The sequence below is a fragment of the Gelidibacter japonicus genome (assembly GCF_010725055.1).
GTDB classification, from domain to species: domain Bacteria; phylum Bacteroidota; class Bacteroidia; order Flavobacteriales; family Flavobacteriaceae; genus Gelidibacter; species Gelidibacter japonicus.
In genome coordinates this window covers 30,616-49,169 of record NZ_BJKB01000008.1, presented here as the reverse complement: position 1 = coordinate 49,169, position 18,554 = coordinate 30,616, and the positions used below count along the sequence as shown (strand labels likewise).

General features: G+C 37.6%; 17 protein-coding genes and 3 pseudogenes. 15 read left to right on the top strand and 5 right to left on the bottom strand.

The features are described from left to right. Positions 1 to 153: 153 nt before the first annotated feature. Genes G6N06_RS09675 through G6N06_RS09665 form a run of 3 tightly spaced genes read left to right on the top strand, consistent with a single transcriptional unit; the run spans position 154 to position 1,329 of the window. Positions 154 to 519: a DoxX family protein gene (locus tag G6N06_RS09675; RefSeq protein WP_163516308.1), complete on the top strand. Its 366-nt coding sequence runs from the start codon at positions 154 to 156 to the stop codon at positions 517 to 519. Further along, positions 512 to 1,042 carry an NADPH-dependent FMN reductase gene (locus G6N06_RS09670; RefSeq protein ID WP_163516306.1) on the top strand — a complete coding sequence of 177 codons (531 nt, stop codon included), beginning with the start codon at positions 512 to 514 and terminating at the stop codon, positions 1,040 to 1,042. Before G6N06_RS09675 ends, G6N06_RS09670 begins: the two co-directional genes overlap by 8 nt. A gap of 2 nt (positions 1,043 to 1,044) precedes the next feature. Further along, complete coding sequence (locus G6N06_RS09665; protein WP_163516303.1) at positions 1,045 to 1,329, top strand: GNAT family N-acetyltransferase; 285 nt, start codon at positions 1,045 to 1,047, stop codon at positions 1,327 to 1,329. A 164-nt stretch (positions 1,330 to 1,493) separates the two neighbouring features. On the opposite strand, the gene G6N06_RS09660 is transcribed toward G6N06_RS09665, so the two are convergent. Further along, complete coding sequence (locus G6N06_RS09660) at positions 1,494 to 2,654, bottom strand: MFS transporter (RefSeq protein WP_163516301.1); 1,161 nt, start codon at positions 2,652 to 2,654, stop codon at positions 1,494 to 1,496. Positions 2,655 to 2,966: 312 nt separating this feature from the next. Here G6N06_RS09660 and G6N06_RS09655 point away from each other — a divergent pair, with 312 nt between their 5' ends. The 3 genes and pseudogenes from G6N06_RS09655 (at position 2,967) to ettA (ending at position 5,335) form a co-directional block, all read left to right on the top strand. Next, entirely contained in the window at positions 2,967 to 3,143 is a 177-nt protein-coding gene (locus tag G6N06_RS09655) for a CAL67264 family membrane protein (RefSeq protein ID WP_236027304.1), read from the top strand. A gap of 61 nt (positions 3,144 to 3,204) precedes the next feature. Continuing rightward, positions 3,205 to 3,405: pseudogene (locus G6N06_RS20125) on the top strand (four helix bundle protein); the annotation flags it as partial. 238 nt (positions 3,406 to 3,643) lie between these two features. Next, entirely contained in the window at positions 3,644 to 5,335 is a 1,692-nt protein-coding gene (gene ettA, locus G6N06_RS09645; protein ID WP_163516297.1) for an energy-dependent translational throttle protein EttA, read from the top strand. Positions 5,336 to 5,419: 84 nt separating this feature from the next. On the opposite strand, the gene G6N06_RS09640 is transcribed toward ettA, so the two are convergent. Together G6N06_RS09640 and G6N06_RS09635 are read right to left on the bottom strand one after the other, a co-directional pair. Next, positions 5,420 to 5,653, bottom strand: a complete 234-nt coding sequence (locus G6N06_RS09640) for a hypothetical protein (protein ID WP_163516295.1) — start codon at positions 5,651 to 5,653, stop codon at positions 5,420 to 5,422. A gap of 125 nt (positions 5,654 to 5,778) precedes the next feature. Further along, positions 5,779 to 6,564, bottom strand: a complete 786-nt coding sequence (locus G6N06_RS09635; RefSeq protein ID WP_163516293.1) for an MBL fold metallo-hydrolase — start codon at positions 6,562 to 6,564, stop codon at positions 5,779 to 5,781. A gap of 173 nt (positions 6,565 to 6,737) precedes the next feature. Here G6N06_RS09635 and G6N06_RS09630 point away from each other — a divergent pair, with 173 nt between their 5' ends. The 9 genes and pseudogenes from G6N06_RS09630 to G6N06_RS09590 all read left to right on the top strand — a co-directional run bounded on the left by G6N06_RS09630 (position 6,738) and on the right by G6N06_RS09590 (position 17,000). Beyond that, positions 6,738 to 8,087 carry a coiled-coil domain-containing protein gene (locus G6N06_RS09630; protein WP_163516291.1) on the top strand — a complete coding sequence of 450 codons (1,350 nt, stop codon included), beginning with the start codon at positions 6,738 to 6,740 and terminating at the stop codon, positions 8,085 to 8,087. Between the two features lie 244 nt (positions 8,088 to 8,331). After that, entirely contained in the window at positions 8,332 to 9,393 is a 1,062-nt protein-coding gene (locus G6N06_RS09625) for a hypothetical protein (RefSeq protein ID WP_163516289.1), read from the top strand. Positions 9,394 to 9,630: 237 nt separating this feature from the next. Then, positions 9,631 to 9,996 (top strand): annotated as a pseudogene (locus tag G6N06_RS09620) (four helix bundle protein). Positions 9,997 to 10,049: 53 nt separating this feature from the next. Further along, positions 10,050 to 12,008 carry an AAA family ATPase gene (locus G6N06_RS09615; RefSeq protein ID WP_163516287.1) on the top strand — a complete coding sequence of 653 codons (1,959 nt, stop codon included), beginning with the start codon at positions 10,050 to 10,052 and terminating at the stop codon, positions 12,006 to 12,008. A 140-nt stretch (positions 12,009 to 12,148) separates the two neighbouring features. Then, positions 12,149 to 12,742 (top strand): NUDIX domain-containing protein, encoded by a 594-nt coding sequence (locus G6N06_RS09610; protein WP_163516285.1) that lies wholly within the window; start codon positions 12,149 to 12,151, stop codon positions 12,740 to 12,742. 126 nt (positions 12,743 to 12,868) lie between these two features. Beyond that, positions 12,869 to 14,104, top strand: a complete 1,236-nt coding sequence (locus G6N06_RS09605; RefSeq protein WP_163516283.1) for a DUF6638 family protein — start codon at positions 12,869 to 12,871, stop codon at positions 14,102 to 14,104. A gap of 55 nt (positions 14,105 to 14,159) precedes the next feature. Next, a pseudogene (locus tag G6N06_RS09600) lies at positions 14,160 to 14,519 on the top strand (four helix bundle protein). Between the two features lie 129 nt (positions 14,520 to 14,648). Continuing rightward, positions 14,649 to 15,173: a hypothetical protein gene (locus G6N06_RS09595; protein WP_163516280.1), complete on the top strand. Its 525-nt coding sequence runs from the start codon at positions 14,649 to 14,651 to the stop codon at positions 15,171 to 15,173. Positions 15,174 to 15,305: 132 nt separating this feature from the next. Continuing rightward, positions 15,306 to 17,000 (top strand): hypothetical protein, encoded by a 1,695-nt coding sequence (locus G6N06_RS09590; RefSeq protein WP_163516278.1) that lies wholly within the window; start codon positions 15,306 to 15,308, stop codon positions 16,998 to 17,000. 179 nt (positions 17,001 to 17,179) lie between these two features. On the opposite strand, the gene G6N06_RS09585 is transcribed toward G6N06_RS09590, so the two are convergent. Beyond that, entirely contained in the window at positions 17,180 to 17,470 is a 291-nt protein-coding gene (locus tag G6N06_RS09585; protein ID WP_163516276.1) for a hypothetical protein, read from the bottom strand. Next, positions 17,457 to 18,491, bottom strand: coding sequence for a formimidoylglutamase (locus G6N06_RS09580; protein WP_163516275.1), 1,035 nt, complete (start codon positions 18,489 to 18,491; stop codon positions 17,457 to 17,459). The genes G6N06_RS09585 and G6N06_RS09580 overlap by 14 nt, the downstream gene beginning before the upstream one ends. Positions 18,492 to 18,554: the final 63 nt, after the last annotated feature.

Here is an 18,554-nt window from a genome sequence, read left to right as displayed (position 1 = left end):
TTGTTGTAAAAATACAAACTTTAAAAGTTATACAAAAGAAGCGCATAAGGATAACGACGAATTATTTTTTTATAAGTATATCATATAAATACCATCCTAGGAGCGCAAAATTTTTTAACCTATATTTGCCTTGGAAAGTAAATTAGAACTCTTATGAAGACAAATAAAATTGTTTATTATGTATCCACAGGATTATTGACATTATTGCTGCTTTTCTCTGCGGGCATGTATTTCTTTAATTACGAGGAAGTATCAGAAATGTTTATCAATTTTGGTTACCCAACTTACCTTATTTATCCTTATGCCGTCCTAAAACTTTTGGGATTGATTGCACTGTGGAACCCCAATTTTAAAGTCCTAAAGGAATGGGCTTATGCAGCTTTCTTTTTTGCATTTATTTTGGCGTTTTTTGCGCATTATATGATTGGCGATGGAGAACACATTTCAGCTTTGGTCGCAATGGTTCTATTGATAATTTCTTATATTTTTAATAAAAAAATCACAAAATTGGATGACTAAAATATTAGCTTTTGCAGGCAGTAATAGTAAAGACTCAATTAACAAACAACTCGCCGTATATGCATCGGGATTAATTGAAGATGCTGACGTAACCGTTTTAGATTTGAATGACTTTGAATTGCCGATTTTCAGTAAACATTACGAAAAAAGCCATGGTGTTCCTGAAAACGCTATGTCTTTTTTAAATTATATCAAACAATCCGATGGCATAGTGTTGTCATTGGCCGAAAATAATGCCGCCTATTCAGCTGTGTTTAAAAATTTATTTGACTGGATGTCCAGAGCTGAAGCTAAATTGTTTTATGGTAAACCGATGCTTCTTATGGCAACTTCTCCAGGACGAAGGGGAGGGATTTCTGTTTTGACCATGGCTAAAGAGCGTTTTCCACATCATGATGCGCAAATAGTAGCTGACTTTTCATTGCCATCATTTGAATCAAATTTCTCCAACGGTGAAATAACAAATCCGGATTTAGATAATGAACTGAAACGCAAGGTAGAACTATTTGAAAAACAGCTATAATTTTGGACATTCAGCACTCAGATAATGGAAAAAGTGGTTCGTTCTATATCGAAATGGATGGACAAAGAAAAGCAGAAATGACTTATTATTATAAGGATGAAACCACTATAGATATTGATCATACCGAAGTGGCAAAATCATTACGAGGAAAAGGGATAGGCTATCAGTTGATTGAGGAGGCGGTGAGGTTTATGAGGAATAATAACTTGAAAGTTATTGCCTCTTGTTCCTATGCAAAAGCAATTTTCGAAAAAAGACAAGCGGAATATCAAGACCTCATAAAATAATGATGAAATCGATGAAAACGGCTTGTGGTTGGGGCTCATAGTTATAAGCTTTGTTTTATCGTCATGCATGTTGAAAAGTCTTATGATTTGAATAGCCATGACACTTTGAATCATTGGCAATAGGGGTGATCTGGGTTTTCAATTATTAAAAAACAATATTGAAACTACGTGTTTTTTGCCTGACGATTTCTTAAGATATATATGGCGATGGCAATAAGGATTCCTGTTGCGGCCATGGCTGCACCTACCCAATCTGCAGAGGTATAACCATAACCCATGGCAATTGGTAATCCTGCAAAGTAGGCACCAGAAGCGTTACCTGTATTAAATGCACTTTGATTAAGGGAAGACCCTAAAGTTTCAGATCCTTCTGAGGACCGGATGATGAGCAATTGGATAGGCGTCGATATGGCAAAGGATACTAAGCCGATAATAAAGGTCATTATTAAAATCATTGTTTTATCTGATGCCAAATACGCATTGAGCGAAAGGCAGATGACCATCATAGTAAGAACAATTGTTACTGTATTTAAGGGTGCGAATTTTTCAGTCAGTTTGGCACCAACAAAATTCCCAATCACCATGCCCAAGCCAGCCAGGACCATAGCATACGCAACGACATTTTCTGAATGCCCAGCAACTTCAGTAATCGAAGGAGAAATATAACTGTACCACGCAAAAAACCCGCCCGTACCAATAGTAGTCAATAAAATGATGAGCCACAATTCAACGCGTTTGAAAATCCGAAACTCCTTTAAAAAATTGCTTTCAGAAGATTCTTCGAGAGCCGGCATCCAAAATTTAACACTTAAAACAGCAATTATTCCTACTACGCCAACCATTAAAAATGAAAGACTCCAATCAAAACTTTTACCTAAATAAGTTCCTAAAGGCACTCCTAAAAGATTGGCAACGGTCAGTCCACTAAACATAATGGCAATACCCTGTGCCTCTTTGCCTTCTTTTGATAATTTCCCGGCAACGACGGCACCGATTCCAAAAAATGCGCCATGAGGCAATCCTGATAGAAAACGGACAATCATAAACGAATTGTAGCTTGTAGCAAATGCCGATAAGGTATTAAAAACGGTAAACCATAACATGAGTGCCAACAACACCTTATTTGCAGGCCATTTACTGCCTAAGCCGGTCAATATTGGTGCGCCAACAACAACACCCAATGCATAGGCCGATATAAAATGCCCTGCCTCGGGAATACTGATATCAAATGCAAAAGCCACATCTGGGAGAATACCCATGATTACAAATTCAGTCAATCCAATTCCAAACCCACCAATGGCCAATGATAATAAGGCTTTATTCATTTCTAAAATTCTTTATAAGAAAAAATAAGCGGTAAAATTAAGGCTAAGGTTTCAAGGAGTCGTAGAAATTATGATAATTAAAAGTTAATTGATAACTTGTGTATAGGAAATCTGTTTGGAATAAAATTATCGATGATCCACGCAAAAGTCTATTTAGTTTATTAATTGGAAGGTTTGTAAAATGATTGCAATATCCAACTCATTTATACCTATCCAATTTTTAAGAATCCTTTTAAAAACCCACTTTTACAGCTGTTTTTATGTTAAAATAATCGATATTTGCAGTTCCCTTAAAAATGAAGATATATGGCAATGAATAAAAATACCGTTTTGGCTTGGGCCACAACAATTATGATCATCGTTGGTGTTGCACTTATAGCTCTTGGCGCATTTAGATATGATGATGTGGCAGGTTATGGTTTTGCAGCAGTAGGCATTGGCTTCTTCGCCATCGCCTGGGTGTTCAATGCGCTTAAAGGACGGGTGTAAAAAGTTCATGGTTTATAGATAGGCAAGAATAGATAGATTTGAAGATTAAGAAGTATGGCAGCATGTTGGAGAAATTCGCAACTATGTTGAACAGCTTTTCCAAACATCCCCAATTTCTAAAAACTTAAGATTAAGAGATCAATTCGGTGGTAGTTCAGACTCAATTATGGATAATATTGCTGAAGGATTCTGTAGAGATGGCTCGAATGAATTTCATAACTTTTTAAGATATTCTAAGAGATCCTCAAGCGAACTTAAATAAAGGGTATATCGTACACTGGATAATGACTGTATAATTTAAAAACAATTTAATCAACTTTTCAGAAATGTGCGTAATCGAATAAATAAAACAGGTGTTTGGATGCATTATTTGAGAAATTCCGAATGTAATGGCCAAAATTTCAAATGAGATTGATTTTTTAAACCACCAGCTTGGTCCCGAATTAGCCAAGCCAGGAAACTACAAATTACAAATTAAAAACAACAAACTATAAATAACAATGAGCGACGATAAAAAAGTAATTTTTTCAATGCGTGGTCTTACCAAGACTTTTAAAGGTGCGGATACACCAGTATTGAAAAACATTCATTTGAGCTTCTTTTATGGGGCTAAAATTGGTATTCTGGGACTTAATGGTTCCGGGAAATCCACTCTTTTAAAAATTATTGCCGGACAGGATAAAAACTATCAGGGCGATGTGACTTTTCTTCAGGACTACTCGGTAGGCTTTTTAGAGCAAGAACCACAATTGGATGACAGTAAGACAGTCATTGAAGTGGTTCGTGAAGGAGCAGCGGAAACAGTAGCCATCCTTGATGAATACAATAAAATCAACGATATGTTTGGGTTGGAAGAAGTGTATTCTGATCCAGACAAAATGGAAAAGTTGATGAACCGTCAAGCAGAACTGCAAGATAAAATTGACGCCTCCAATGCTTGGGAGTTGGATACAAAATTGGAAATCGCCATGGACGCGCTAAGAACTCCGGATGGTGATAAAAAAATTGGGGTACTTTCCGGTGGTGAGCGACGTCGTGTGGCTTTATGCCGACTCCTTTTACAAGAACCTGATGTGTTGTTGTTAGATGAGCCTACCAACCACTTGGATGCGGAATCCGTACATTGGTTGGAGCACCATTTGTCTCAATACAAAGGAACGATTATCGCGGTAACCCACGATAGATATTTCTTGGATAATGTGGCCGGGTGGATTTTAGAACTTGATAGAGGTGAAGGTATTCCATGGAAAGGAAACTATTCATCATGGTTGGAGCAGAAGTCATTACGAATGGCACAAGAGAGCAAAACGGCTTCCAAGCGTCAAAAAACTTTGGAACGTGAGTTGGAATGGGTGCGTCAAGGTGCTAAGGGACGTCAAACCAAACAAAAAGCACGTTTGAACAATTACGATAAATTGATGAGTCAGGATCAAAAGCAACTTGACGAAAAATTGGAGATATACATTCCTAACGGACCTCGCTTAGGAACGAATGTAATTGAAGCGATTGGCGTGAGCAAAGGTTACGACGACAAATTACTTTATGAAGATCTAAATTTCAATTTACCTCAAGCAGGTATTGTTGGGGTCATTGGTCCGAATGGTGCGGGTAAAACCACTATTTTCAAAATGATCATGGGTGAGGAAACTCCAGACAAAGGTGAGTTTAAGGTGGGAGAGACTGCGAAATTGGCTTATGTAGATCAAAAACATTCCAATATTGATCCCGAAAAAACGATTTGGCAAAACTTTAGTGACGAGCAGGAACTGATCATGATGGGTGGAAAACAAGTCAACTCCAGAGCTTACCTAAGTCGCTTTAACTTCTCCGGAAGTGAACAGAATAAAAAAGTTAAACTCCTTTCAGGGGGTGAGCGTAACCGATTACATTTGGCCATGACACTTAAGGAAGAAGGTAACGTCTTACTTTTGGATGAGCCAACCAACGATTTAGATGTCAATACACTAAGAGCATTAGAGGAAGGTCTTGAGAATTTTGCGGGTTGTGCCGTGGTGATCAGTCACGATAGATGGTTTTTGGATAGGATTTGTACGCATATACTAGCGTTTGAAGGTAATTCCCAAGTGTATTTCTTTGAAGGTAGCTTTAGTGAGTATGAAGAAAATAAGAAGAAACGTCTTGGTGGCGATCTGACACCAAAACGACTTAAGTACAAAAAATTAGTACGCTAATAAAAAATGCCGTTCGTCGAACGGCATTTTTTTTATTATATAGTCATTGGGTTATCGGTGTTTGGAATTTGAATTTTGAATATTTTAGTTATTGTCATATAAATGACCATCCGTAAAATCCTTGTAACTCTCATCAACTTCAGCCTTAAAAGCTTCACTATCAGTTAACCGCTTATTTTCCGCTTTTAATTTATACATTTTAATTACGGCCAGAGCTATAAAAAACAAAAATACACCAGCGGTTATAAGCAAAACTATGGTAAGGTGTTCTGTACTTACCACGGCTAATTGGGAGACTTTGTATAGGTTTAAAGACATGATTTATGCAATTAGATTTGGTTGGCTGTTCAAATATACATTATTAATTTATTCCGTAACTATATCATACTAAAAAAGTTATGAACCGATTCAGTTTTTAGCAGGACATCCCAATCGACAACCCGTCACTTATACCAGATTAACTGCACTGTTTCAATGTTTGGGTTGGCCTTATTTACAATGGATTTAAATTTGTCAACATCACTCATTCCATCCTTACCTCTATAATGATACGGATATACTTTTTTGGGCTTAAAATCCAATACCGCACTTGCGGCACTTTCAACTGTCATTGTATAGGGGAGGTTCATGCATACAAATGCGATGTCAATATCTTTTAGATTCCGCATTTCGGGAATATCCTCAGTATCTCCAGAAATATAAATCCTTTGATTGTTCCAATTTAAAACATATCCGTTACCTCTCCCTTTTTCATGAAATTTTAAGGCTTCTTCTCTTAAATTGTACATCGGAATGGCTTCAATGGAAAAGGGTCCAAGATCCTGGGTATCCCCATTATTCATAACTATAATTTCCTTAGCCTTTATTTCGGGCAACTTTTCTTTCACCGCTTGAGGGACAATGAGCGTCGTAGATTCCAATGCCATATTTTCTAAAGTGGTTGGGTCTAAATGATCCCCATGAATATCGGTGATCAAAATATAATCTGGTTGTTCCTGTCCTGAAAATGCTTCAATACCACCCACAGGATCAACATAAACGACTTGGTCTATATGAGATAAAACCATTGTGGCATGATTTATTGGAATGATTTTTATCTCTTCATTATTAATGGTCTCGTGCAGCTCATTGGACGATGTTGACGCTGTTTCTACAACTTTTTCAGGATTGTTTTTACAGTTAAACGATAGCACGATCAAGGCTGAGGCGATAAAACTTACATGTTTCATTTGTCTGATTTTTGTCTCTTAAAGGTAGTGACTTTAAAATATATTTTAATAGTCTGTAACAATTTAATAACATTTATTACATATAATTAAAGGTGTAATAATTTTGAAACTGATAATTTTTAACGAAATTGCTACTCACTAATTTTTTTGAACATACTTAAACCATATACTATATGTCAGATGATTTTGATTTATTAGAAACCAATTCCAACGAAAAAACTGGTAAAGTGGATGTCAATTGGGGGAAAGCCATTGACACCATGAAGTCTAAGCTTGCCCAGGAAGACGATCCACAGTCCCGCCAAAAAATCCTGAACGCCACACTTGATGATGTGGTGCATATGGCAGAAAAGGATCGAACAACACTTTTGGATGCCATCAAGGACCTTACAGATTATCAGGACGAAGTGGGGATTATCTTTGAAAAGTTCTCTTCTCTCAATGCCGATGAGCAACGTGTCATTGACGATGCCCAAAAAGCGTTGGAACGTGCTCGCATTGAATTGGAGGATGCACGCAATAAACCAGATACCTGGTGGAACAATCTTTGGGGACGTAAAAGCAAAATCAAACAGGAAGAACAGGAGTTTAAGGAAGCAGAGAAAGTTAGGGCTGGTGCTGATAATAAAGCAAAAGCCATGTTCCAAGAGCGTATTGAGAGTGCCGATGTACAAACACTTCTGGCCGAACTGTCCTATAAGAGTCAGGCTGCGGTATCCCGATTAAAAAACAGGGAAGTTGAAATTAAAGAAGTGGAAGACAAGCTTCAGATTGCTATTGTTGAGGCTACTAAAAATCATACCCGCGCTTTAGAAAAGAAGAAAGAAGTAGAAGCCAAACTCGATGATCACTACGCCCTGTTAAAACAGGCCCGTCAGGAATTGGATGAAATTGTCGATAAGCAATCGGCCGACTATGCTCAGTCTGTAGGCAAAGTCACAACTTTGGAACAAAAGATAGAAGAGTTGGAAGGTCTTAAAAATGCCTATACTACGTTGGCGGCGAGTAAAGATAGTTTTGTGCATAAACACAACTTGACCATTAAAGTATTGACATCTCTACGTAGCAACTTACAGACACACCGTGCTAAACTAAAGAGTGATACCGAAGAGCGTCTTAAATACTATGACGGATATGTTGTGGCTTTAAAAGCGCGCACAGATCAGGAATTTGCGGCTATTTTAGAACATTTAGGGGTCAAGACCGATGAGCATATTGGAGAAACCTTAGCATCAATGCATACCGCAAGTGCCAAAGCACGTCAGGAAATGATGGATAATATTCCTGTCCACGAAAAAGTGATGCAAGGAGTTTATAGCAGTTACGCAGAAGCTTTACAGGAAATCCGTACTAAAGATGCCGATATTCAAAAGAATTTTGCGGAGCGCTACGGTATAGACATGAAAGAGATCTTTGAGGATTACTATAAAGCTGACGCTACGAAGCCTTCAGGAAATGTCGATGCAGGAAAACCGGCGGCAACGCCAAAACCTGAAACCAATAGCGACGATCTATTGTCCTGATAAAAAGATGATGACGGCATTTAAAGGTTTTCAAAACCTGTGGGGTCTATATGATTTTTTATTTAGGGCGTTCCCACGCGAAAAGTGTGGTCAGGCTTTTCGCCGTGTCTTTTTTGATTGAAGGTTTCGCTAAACTCGCCCTCCAAACAAAAAAGGATGCCGCTGCAACCCTTAACGTGTGTTTCGGTTATAGCTACATTAGGAGTAATTCATAATTTTGCATTATTAATTTTTAATTATAAAAGTGTCCATCAATCACATCGTAACACCATTAGATTCTGCATATCTCGATTCCAAGGAGCAGTATGTGTTTTATCATAAAATGGTCGATTTTGCGCTAAAAGAATTAATAGTGAGTGCACAACGTGAAAATCTGTGCACTCATCAGGAACTCATTTTTTTTAAACAATATGCTGATTTGCTATTGTATTCCATTGAAGCCATGCGGGTCAAGTATATGTATGACGAAGAGGAGAATATGAAAGTGGATCTGACCGAATCCGGTTTTCCCAATTATTTGGAATTCCGGTATCTGTTCAATGATTTGTCATTAAAGGAAAACTACGTCAACAAGCTTAAGGATGTGAGTGAGCTACAGGAGGAGTTTTTGGATACCTTGCTTCGAAAGAAAGAACCCATTAAAAAAAGCAGATTGTTTCAAGCGGCCTCCATTGTTTATTATACTTCAGTAGAGCAGAAGTTTATTTTTAATCGGTTTGTCCAAGGAAAAATAATCAAGGCACCAGGAAATTCTGCAGCTGAATTTATGACCAGTTGGAGTTTTTTTGACGTGGGTTGCAACCGACCTTTTATCTGTTATATGTACTTTGATTTTGAAGGTACCAATATAGAAACTTACAAAACTCAAATTTATGAGGTTCTCAAGAACACCGCAGATCGAGAAATGAACCTCGATGTCATGGCTTATGGTATCGATAGAAAACTCAAGGACATAAAGCCAAAACACATCAAACGCATCGATTTGGGACCTTTCCACAATGTATTTGCGAAAGATGAAAACCAAATTACCCATGCGATTTTAAAGAGCATTGCAGAAAAAGTGGTGCCGTTGGAATCCTATGCATTGTCCTTAAGTGTTGATGAAGTATTTTCAGGCAGCGAATTTAGTGAAGGAGGTTATTTCTCTAAACAAATTTTGCAAAAATGGAACGACCCCATTCATAAAAGTTATGTCTTGGCACCCCATCGCATCATTCAATTATTATACAGTAAAACACCGGAAATCATGAATGGGTTGGCAAAACCTCCGATTCAGATTGCGGATTTGGAAATAAGTAAAGTGTAAAATAGAACCAAGACCGCTGCGCTCATAGAATCAAGAATCAAGACTTTTAATTGCGAAGAATTGGAAGTTTTTATAAATAAACGAAGAAATTCCTTCTCTTTTTTCGGGAAGGTGGATTAAATTTCCGTAGAGGAATTGATGTAAGTTGGCAGTCAACAGTCAACAGTTAACAATCAACAGTTGCGTGGAAGACAGATACTGAAAAATAATTTATGAACTTTGCTCAAAATCAATGAAATGAGTTTTAAAAAGTTATTGGCATATCAGAAAGGATTTGATTTAGCGATGGATATTTTTCACCTAACAAAAGAGTTTCCTAAATCTGAGCAATTTTTGTTGACTTCGCAAATGGTTAGATCAAGTCGAGCTGTGTGTTCTGCAATTGCTGAAGCTTATTGAAAACGTCAATATGAAAAACATTTTAAAAGTAAATTGTCAGATGCTGATAGCGAAAATTCAGAAACCCAATTATGGTTAGACTTTGCATTAGCTTGTCATTACATCGATAATACAAAGAGAGAAGAACTACAATTAAAGAGTGAAGAAATTGGGAGACTCTTGAACTATATGATTAATAATCCAGATAAATTTGGATTAAAATAATAAAGGCATTCCACGACTGAATACTGAAGACTGCCAACTGAGGACTAAAAAATATGCAACAAAACTCAACATTTCCCATAAAACAAAATGACCTCGATATGCTTCGTGATGAAGCCGCATCGTATCTAAAAAGTATCCAATGGGAACAAGGGCAACGCGCCAAAAACAAGGATAAAGACGCCAAAGACGATTCCATTCTCCTCTATCTTTCCAGAGCCAATAACGGCTCTAATATAGCAGAAACCACATCGGTGTCCAAAACGATTTTGGAGCTTAAAAAGCGTTTGCTTCCTGATTCCATCGCCATTCCTGTATTGCTTAACCAAACCTTATATGCCGTTCAGGAAGGTTTGACTTTAGGCATCTGGATCAAGGATAGCTATTATGATGCTTCAGGATTATCCAGTTTAAATGAGCGTAAAGCATCATTGGACAGCATGGGTAAGAGGGAATATGAAAGTAAAATGCATACTGCAACTGCCTTCATGTTGTTTTCAGCGGCCTATCATATTTTACACAATTTAAAACCTTATGCATCTGACGATTTGAGTGTGATGAAGCAAAAATTTGCGGGTATTCCCGAAGTTTCTCTTTTATCTCCTTTAAAAGGAGTTGCCTGCACCTTGTTCTATTATGACAAGTATTTGGGACATCCTGAGATTATCAAAAGTGATAAGGATGTGGCCGATTTCACAGTGGTCTTCTTTGAAGCATTGATTGATGAAATTCAAATGCGGAAATCTACCTTGGAGTACCAGGAAACCATTGTGGACAGGACTTACAAGTTAGAGCATACGGAATTTGCAATATCGGGATGGAACAACGTTTTTGCCGGTGCTGCCAAAAGTGTCGAATTCAACAAAATTAAGTTTGAGCAGATTGTCGGAAACAAAGACGCCAAACATTTTGCACGACGATTAACGGAGCGAATGCTGAGTTACGATTTTACCGCCAAAAAGAATCCGTTTCAGGAATTGGGCGGATTTATGCCAGTCTTTATGGGTTACGGTATTCCTGGAACAGGAAAAAGTATGCTTATTGCGGCCATCGCTACTAAACTAAAGGAACATTGTGACCATTTGGAGATTCCGTTTTTATTCCATCCTATGCCCGATACTTTGATTTCCACCTTTCAAGGTGGTTCTGCTGAGAAAATGGTGGAATGGATGAGGCCAATGCAAGATCCGTCAAAACTGATTTTTGCACCTATTGACGATGCCGAAAACAACTTGCAGGAACGAACCGCACAAGGTGTGTCTGCCGGTGTTAAAGAGGTTATTGGCGTGTTTTTGAGATATACGGAAGGGGCTTACGCGGTAAATTACGGTAATAGCTCCATCGGATTGTTCACTAATTTACCGGAAATGCTGGATAAAGCAGTGATCTCGCGTGTGCAAGGTCGATTCAAAATCGACGGCGCAAGAACCGAGCATGACTTTTTGGACCAGGATCATTTATGGTGGCGTAAGTTGCAGAATACCATGCCGGATTTTGTAAATATGAAAGACCCTAATCATTATAACTATCTTCAGGATCAAGGTTTGGCCAAAAACATGGGAGAGATATTAAGTGCTGTTGATAAGCCTGCAGAAGAACGTGTGCATGCCGTTTATGATCAGGTTGAAAAACAGTTTCAAACCGACGAACACCAGTTTTATGCCCATTTATATAAAGAAATTCAAAAGGTTTTTCCGTTCTTTTCGTCAAGAGATGTTCGGAATATACAATCGGCCATCTCATTGCGCTTAACCGATTTTGATTTGGAACCCTCATGGTTTGATAATCCCGAAATATATTTTAAGCAGACTTATGAGACCAAATTCAACATGCTTCAGGAATTGATGCGGGCCAATATGAAAGGCCTCGATTTTTCTGAAATAAGACGTCAGGAGGTTGTGCGTTATCTAGATAACGTGGCCACCATTGCTGACACCGATTTCAAGCGTCAGGTTGATTCAAGAGTCAATCAACTTCATATAGAATTGGAAGCACGAAAGAAGTTTGAAAAGTAGAGAATAGAGTATAGAAAATAGACTAAAAAATAAATCTAACTTAGAGACAAGCCTGCCCGTCCACTTGCCCGAAACTTTTCTAGAGACGGGTAGCATTTGCGGAGGAGGGAAACAAGAAACAAGAAACAAGAAAAATTTCAATGTCAAACAACATAAAAAACATCGTCTATAGAACACTTTCCAAAGCTTGGGCTACTTTATTGGAGATCAATTATGATTACCGGTTCAAAGATGGCACATGGAAACGCATTTCGAGAGAAAGCTATGATCGTGGGCATGGCACCGGAATTTTATTATACAATGTTGATAAGGGCACCATTATTTTGACTAAACAATTCCGAATGCCAATATACCATACCAATAAAGACGAAGCGATGTCCATTGAAGTCTGTGCTGGCGCTATAGATGACAATGATTTGCCTGAGTCCACCATAATTCGGGAAGTGGAAGAGGAGGTTGGATACCTGGTAAAGGATGTTAAAAAGGTAATGGAAACATATATGTCACCTGGCGCCTTAACCGAAAAGATGTATTTGTATGTAGCGCCATATTCTGAAGAAATGAAAGTCAATGAAGGTGGAGGATTGGCAAGTGAACATGAAGAGATTGAAGTGATGGAAATACCGTTTTCCAAGGCCTTGGAAATGATGGTATCTGGAGAGATTTTAGACGCTAAAACGGTTATTCTGTTGCAATATGCCCAGATAAATGATTTAATAAAGAATAGAGAATAAATTCAACTTAGAAACAAGCCTGCCCGTCCGCTTGCCCGAAACTTCTGTAGAGGCGGGTGGCAAAGCGAAGGTGGAAAACAAGAAACCAATTAAAAATAGAGATTCCCACTTTCGTGGGAAGTAAATATGGAAAAACTAAAAGCAGCTCAATTATTTAGAAACGATCTCATCCCAATCAGTGGGAAATTGGTAGAGCGCTATAATCAGTGCCTTAAAATTTTAGGGTTGACTGAAACAAAGCTCACAAGTTTTTCAATCGACGGCTTGGGTTGGAGCCCTGAAATTGCTGAAGAAAAAAAGGTAATCCATTATCTGAATAATGGTGAAGCCAATCCGAATGCTATAATTATTACGCCGTTTCAAAAAGGAAAACCTGTGTATATGCCTTTTCACACCTTTGACCGGGATATGATGCAACTAATTTTCAAGACCCATGGTGATCGGATTAATGACATTACCAGAGATTGTGCCATTTGCGTAGATTTTGACCAATATATTGATGCCTTTTATGAGCCTCTGGATGTATTGAAATACAAGGATATTTCCATTAGCTTTAAACTGATCAACAATCTTGATAAAGTACAAAAACAGCAGTTTGAGCTGATCAATACATTTAAACAAGGGCATAATTTTATTGATGAAAATCTGCACCAACGCTTGCTGGAATCAGCAAAAACTTATGGCGACTTAAGACATAGAAATTTAGAGCTTAATGAGCTGTATTTTGCAACAGATTCATTTTACACAAAAGCCTTTGGAGGTGTTTATGTGTTGCGCGATTTTATCACGCCAATTGTAGTGTTTGAAGATGAAAAATGGCATAAGGAAGCCATTAAGGATACCTCTCACGACGTGTTGATTTATCACATTTCACAGCCTGAGTTGTTAGACAAATTACGCGACCATCTGATTATTGAATATAATTTGGATGACGTGGTCAAGACAGCGCGATATGAACGGATCAAAAAATTTATGTTTTCGCAGTTTTTAAAGGAAACTCAACATCCTATCAAAGATATTTTGGATGATAAAGTATTGTTTAAAGGCTATTTGAACAAATTGCCCATTGAAGATCGGAAAAGGGTGATGAGCGTGGAATTGTACCTTGAAAAGATGGAAGTCAGCAATCAATATAAATTGGCAGATATTGTCGATGTGGAACTTTTTGAAGCTTTACAGCAACCACATTCGTCCTTAAATCCAAAACATCAGGATTTGATCTGGAAATTGTTGGTGAATATTTCGTCTTTAGATGTATTATTCCTGTATTGGTACGACAAGGAACAGTTTTATAAAAAGTACAGAGATTGGGATGATTCGCTGAAAGATTGGGTGATTGCGACGATTCGTAACAATATATAAATAAAGAAGTTGGAAGCACGAAGCATGAAGTTTTATATCTTTATGATTAAAAAACATGCAGTTTAAACTTGAAAATTTATTGATTTGGCAAAAAGCAGTGGATTTAGGCGAAGATATGAATCAATTGGCTTATAAATTCCCGAAAGAAGAGTTGTATAATTTGTCATCACAGATTAGAAGAGCTTCAGATTCTATCGCATTGAATATTTCAGAAGGATCTATTCCGCAATCTGACGCCGAATATTGAAGGATTTTAGGTTATGCAATTCGTTCGACTGCTGAAGTGGTGACATGTTTGCATAAAGCTAAAAGAAGAAATTATGTTGATGAAGAAAGTTTCTTGAAATTTTATAAAACTTGTTTTGATTTTATGAATATGACGATTGCTTTCAGAAATAAAATTAAAAAGGACTGAGATTGAGTCTTTAGTACGAAGTTCAGGTTTTCCAATAATTTACTGAAAGTTAATAAATTTAAAATAGTATAAAAAACATTTATAACCACTGCTTCCAGCTTCGTGCTTCAAGCTTCAAACTTATATAACATGACACTCGAAATCATCGTTTTCATCGGCTCAATTTTATTCGGAATCCTTCTTTATTGGAGAGAATCTACAGGTAACGGAATGTATCGGCTTTTCAATAAAATGATGTATTCCAAAAAACTCCAAATGTCGCCCAATGATCCAACAGGCTTTATGTATCAGCAAAAATTCATTCTGCGCTTGGTATTTATTGCCATGATTTTTCTGGTTGCAATTTTAATTGTGCGCTTCTTGATTCCGATTGATATTGCGACAATCTCCGTATTTGCCTCAAGTATTGTTGGGACACTTTTGGGAACTTATATCGGAGGATTTATTTTAAAATCCGAAAAAGTTATCGATGCCCATAGTGATTCTTTAGAAGAAAAATTTGATCATGCCATTGAGCAAAGCAAGGATTTTGTCAAGGATATCACTTCAAGAGAACCAAAAGTGGTGGAAGAAGCCAAAAAAGAAATTGAAGAAGAACCACAACCACCAAAAAAGAGTGCAAGAGAGCGATTGAAGGATAAAGGGTTGATGTAAATTGGACTTACGATTTACGACCCGCCCGAACGTACCTTTTCAGTACGGGCGGGTTGTTGATTGATTTGATTAACACTTCATTTTTATCTTAACAACAGACAACAGACAACAGACAACAGACAACAGAACATCATGATAAAGAACTATTGGAATAGAGGATCTAGACAAAAAACCATCACCATCATTAGTGCCTTGGTTTTAATAATCTTGTTGTTTTTTCTTCGAGATGATTACCAACCATTTTTGTTATTCATTAGAAAATACATTTTTGTAATCCTTTTATTAGGTTTGGTATTGTTTTTTGGGCTTAGAGCATTTAGGAATGCAGTAGGTGTGGGGCGCCGTTTAGGAATTTTAGGACTTTTAATTCTGTTTTTAGGGTTGCTTTATATTATTGGTTGGCACTTTAAAATGTATGATTATATGAAAACCTATAATGTTTTCAATAACTTGAATAGAGTTGAAATCAACGAATTGCCATTGACACAGAATGAACGCATTCAACCCTTGCGCAATATTTTCTCTATGGCTAATGAATCGGTTGGAGAAACTAAGGATGTGTCTTTGCCACATTTGGTAAGAATTGACAATGAAAACAGATGGACTATGGCCATCCAACCTTCCGAAAAATACACCATGCAGCAAATTAGCGAGAATACTGAAGAAATTTTTTCCGTATCAAGTACTTCGCCATTTCCGAGGTTTTCTAATGAGAATCGTATTCCAGTGACTTTCTCGATTGGCGAATCCTTGAAATTCAGTCGAAATACCTATAATGCCGTAGTGCAGCGCTTCAATTTTTTTCAGTTGTTTACCATGGAGCCTGGAGATACGTTTTATATGAAAAACGACTCAGGAAATTGGGTGGAAGTGGTCAGTTTAATTAAGTGGAAAGGTTTCTTTTTTCCTTATCCAACTTTTGGTGGCGTAATGATCATTGATAGTGGGAAGCACAATTTTAACGACTATATGGAGCGCGTCCTGATTGGAAAGGGCACCTATATCAGTCCGGAAGAAATGAAAAACCATCCGTTTTTGACCAAGCAAAACACCTTATCAGAAAATGTATCGCGCTTGCAAGCAGAGTCCCTAAAGTTTTTGGGAGGCTTTACAGATCCTCTGCCATGGAAAATGCAAACCGCTGTAAAGATTCCGGATATGCCCGATGACCAAAATGAACAGCCTTTTGTAACCGATTTTAACTTTGATGATGTGGATGCTGAAGCTTATAGTGGTTTGTACCACTGGTTTGGATTGGAGCCCATTGGAGAGGAACGCACCAGTTTGACCTATAGTGTTTTTGTACCGGCAGATGGCACGGATAAGCTTTACTATTATGACCATGCCAGTAAAAAGCAAGGTTATGCAGGTGTGTCTGCCATGCCTTTGAAAATCATTGAATCGCGTAAGGAATACGATTGGTCGGTTAATAAGCCTGTGGAGTTCAGACCGTATATTAAGGATATTGCAGGACGCAGGCGCATGTTTTTCTTAGGAACGGTATCGGCCGTACAAGCCGATTCACAAAAGTTTGACGGTTCTGCAACCCCCGATTTGGCCTTGGTTGACAGTGAATATCGCAATGTGATCTGGATTGATGTGAAACACCCGAGTCAATGGGACAAAACGGTTTACGATGAGCTAAACGAGGCTTGGAGAGCGAGTGAAGGCATTGGCTACTATTATGACGAAATCACGGTGCCACCAAGCTTGGATGTCCAAAAATCAATCGATTCCATCCAATCCATTCCAAAAATTAACGCTAACGCTGATGAAATCGAAAAATTGCAACGTGCGATTGATTCCCTGAAGTCGGTTGGTAACTGATTTAACAGGAAATTAATAGCACTTATGGGCGGTAGTGCTCCAAAAGTCTGGAATTTGACCACATTATGGTCCCAAGAGTCCCTAGTTATTTAAAGGTATTTTGACTTAGGTCAGAAAATTAGATAACTTTATTTGTTTTAATAAAAGGTATTTCAATTATCGTTCAAAAGGTCTACTGACTAAACTAATGTGGTATATCCAATCATCACTGCGGTCAACAATGAAAAGAGTAAGGCTAGAACAGCTAAAGATCGACTTTCAGTTTTTTTCATTATAAATCTAAAAATAACGATCAAGGGTATAAACGCACCCATGACAAAAATCGGAATAGTGATCCATTCCATAACTGCCTTGAAGGCATTTTGGCCCGACTCTTCAAACATAAGGTTCATGAACAATAGGTAAAGCAATACGGCAATGCTTCCTATAAATAACCATAAATCGATACGATATTGTTTATTCTTTTTCATAAATTGATTGGTTTGCCCTCATGAAATCGGTGATTAAATACGTAATGAGTTTGCCTACAATGGTTTCTGTTTCAGTCGTTGGAGCTGCTTCACAAATATGCAGATAGGTGGCATTGGTCTGTTTTCCAAAATAAGTCACAAAAGCTCTGGCTTTTTTAATACTGAATCCGCTAGGTGTCATGGCGCTACTAGGAATATATTTGATGGCATCACAATCTACTTCAACTCCAAAAGGTTTATCGGCAATGTGCTTTGCCGCCCGAGCCAATTCGGCTTTAAATTTTTTATCTTTTCTTATCGTTAATGCTTCAAAGGTATTAAACTGCAATGCTTTAAATCTGTCCAAAGTTTTAAAAATGTGGTCTGAGGTATAGTTTTCATGCAGTCCAAAAATAAAATAGTTTTTTAAAAACCCTTCTACATAGGCATAACTGAAGCCGTTTCCACTATGTCGACCTTCTTCACGTCTAAAATCAGAGTGTGCATCGAAATTGACCGCATTGATAGGTTTTTTAAAAGCTAAGGAACTGCCTTTTAAATTGCCGTAGGCATTATTATGTCCACCTCCAATGATAATGGGTTTTTTTCCTGACTTGACAATTTGATAGACTAAGTCAGTTACATGTCTATCAATTTTTTCGGTAAGTTTTCTGGCCTTTTCAATGTGTTTTTTATCGGCGGCGTCATAGGAATCAACCTTTTTCATCTCTTTTGAGAAGTCTAAATGGCCAAGAATGAGCACTTTATTGGCATTCGTAAATCCATTGCTTTGAATGTTTAACAAAACCTTTAGAGTTGCGTCCCATGCCTTGGCAGCACCTCGATTTCCATAGTTTGCAAACACGCCTACATCTTCTGGAATTCCAAATATGACATAGTCAACGTCCAAAGGACTTAACGATTCGTATATATGGGTAGAATTGGAAAGTAATTGAACATGTTCTCCAAATTTGGATTCATTAGCTCTTTTTTTAATTAATCTGTCTAAAGCGTTTTGATTAAATAGAACAAGTTTCTCCATTTTTGAGATTTTAATTTTACATTTGATGAATTAAAATTACATTTTTAATTTTCCCAATAATCA

Excerpts from the sequence above, each read along its gene's own strand:
- G6N06_RS09660 (WP_163516301.1), bottom strand. The coding sequence starts at position 2,654 with ATGAATAAAGCCTTATTATCATTGGCCATTGGTGGGTTTGGAATTGGA.
- G6N06_RS09670 (WP_163516306.1), top strand. The coding sequence starts at position 512 with ATGACTAAAATATTAGCTTTTGCAGGCAGTAATAGTAAAGACTCAATT.
- G6N06_RS09635 (WP_163516293.1), bottom strand. The coding sequence starts at position 6,564 with ATGAAACATGTAAGTTTTATCGCCTCAGCCTTGATCGTGCTATCGTTT.
- G6N06_RS09595 (WP_163516280.1), top strand. The coding sequence starts at position 14,649 with ATGACACTCGAAATCATCGTTTTCATCGGCTCAATTTTATTCGGAATC.
- ettA (WP_163516297.1), top strand. The coding sequence starts at position 3,644 with ATGAGCGACGATAAAAAAGTAATTTTTTCAATGCGTGGTCTTACCAAG.
- G6N06_RS09655 (WP_236027304.1), top strand. The coding sequence starts at position 2,967 with ATGAATAAAAATACCGTTTTGGCTTGGGCCACAACAATTATGATCATC.
- G6N06_RS09615 (WP_163516287.1), top strand. The coding sequence starts at position 10,050 with ATGCAACAAAACTCAACATTTCCCATAAAACAAAATGACCTCGATATG.
- G6N06_RS09585 (WP_163516276.1), bottom strand. The coding sequence starts at position 17,470 with ATGAAAAAGAATAAACAATATCGTATCGATTTATGGTTATTTATAGGA.
- G6N06_RS09675 (WP_163516308.1), top strand. The coding sequence starts at position 154 with ATGAAGACAAATAAAATTGTTTATTATGTATCCACAGGATTATTGACA.
- G6N06_RS09610 (WP_163516285.1), top strand. The coding sequence starts at position 12,149 with ATGTCAAACAACATAAAAAACATCGTCTATAGAACACTTTCCAAAGCT.
- G6N06_RS09640 (WP_163516295.1), bottom strand. The coding sequence starts at position 5,653 with ATGTCTTTAAACCTATACAAAGTCTCCCAATTAGCCGTGGTAAGTACA.
- G6N06_RS09590 (WP_163516278.1), top strand. The coding sequence starts at position 15,306 with ATGATAAAGAACTATTGGAATAGAGGATCTAGACAAAAAACCATCACC.
- G6N06_RS09580 (WP_163516275.1), bottom strand. The coding sequence starts at position 18,491 with ATGGAGAAACTTGTTCTATTTAATCAAAACGCTTTAGACAGATTAATT.
- G6N06_RS09605 (WP_163516283.1), top strand. The coding sequence starts at position 12,869 with ATGGAAAAACTAAAAGCAGCTCAATTATTTAGAAACGATCTCATCCCA.
- G6N06_RS09630 (WP_163516291.1), top strand. The coding sequence starts at position 6,738 with ATGTCAGATGATTTTGATTTATTAGAAACCAATTCCAACGAAAAAACT.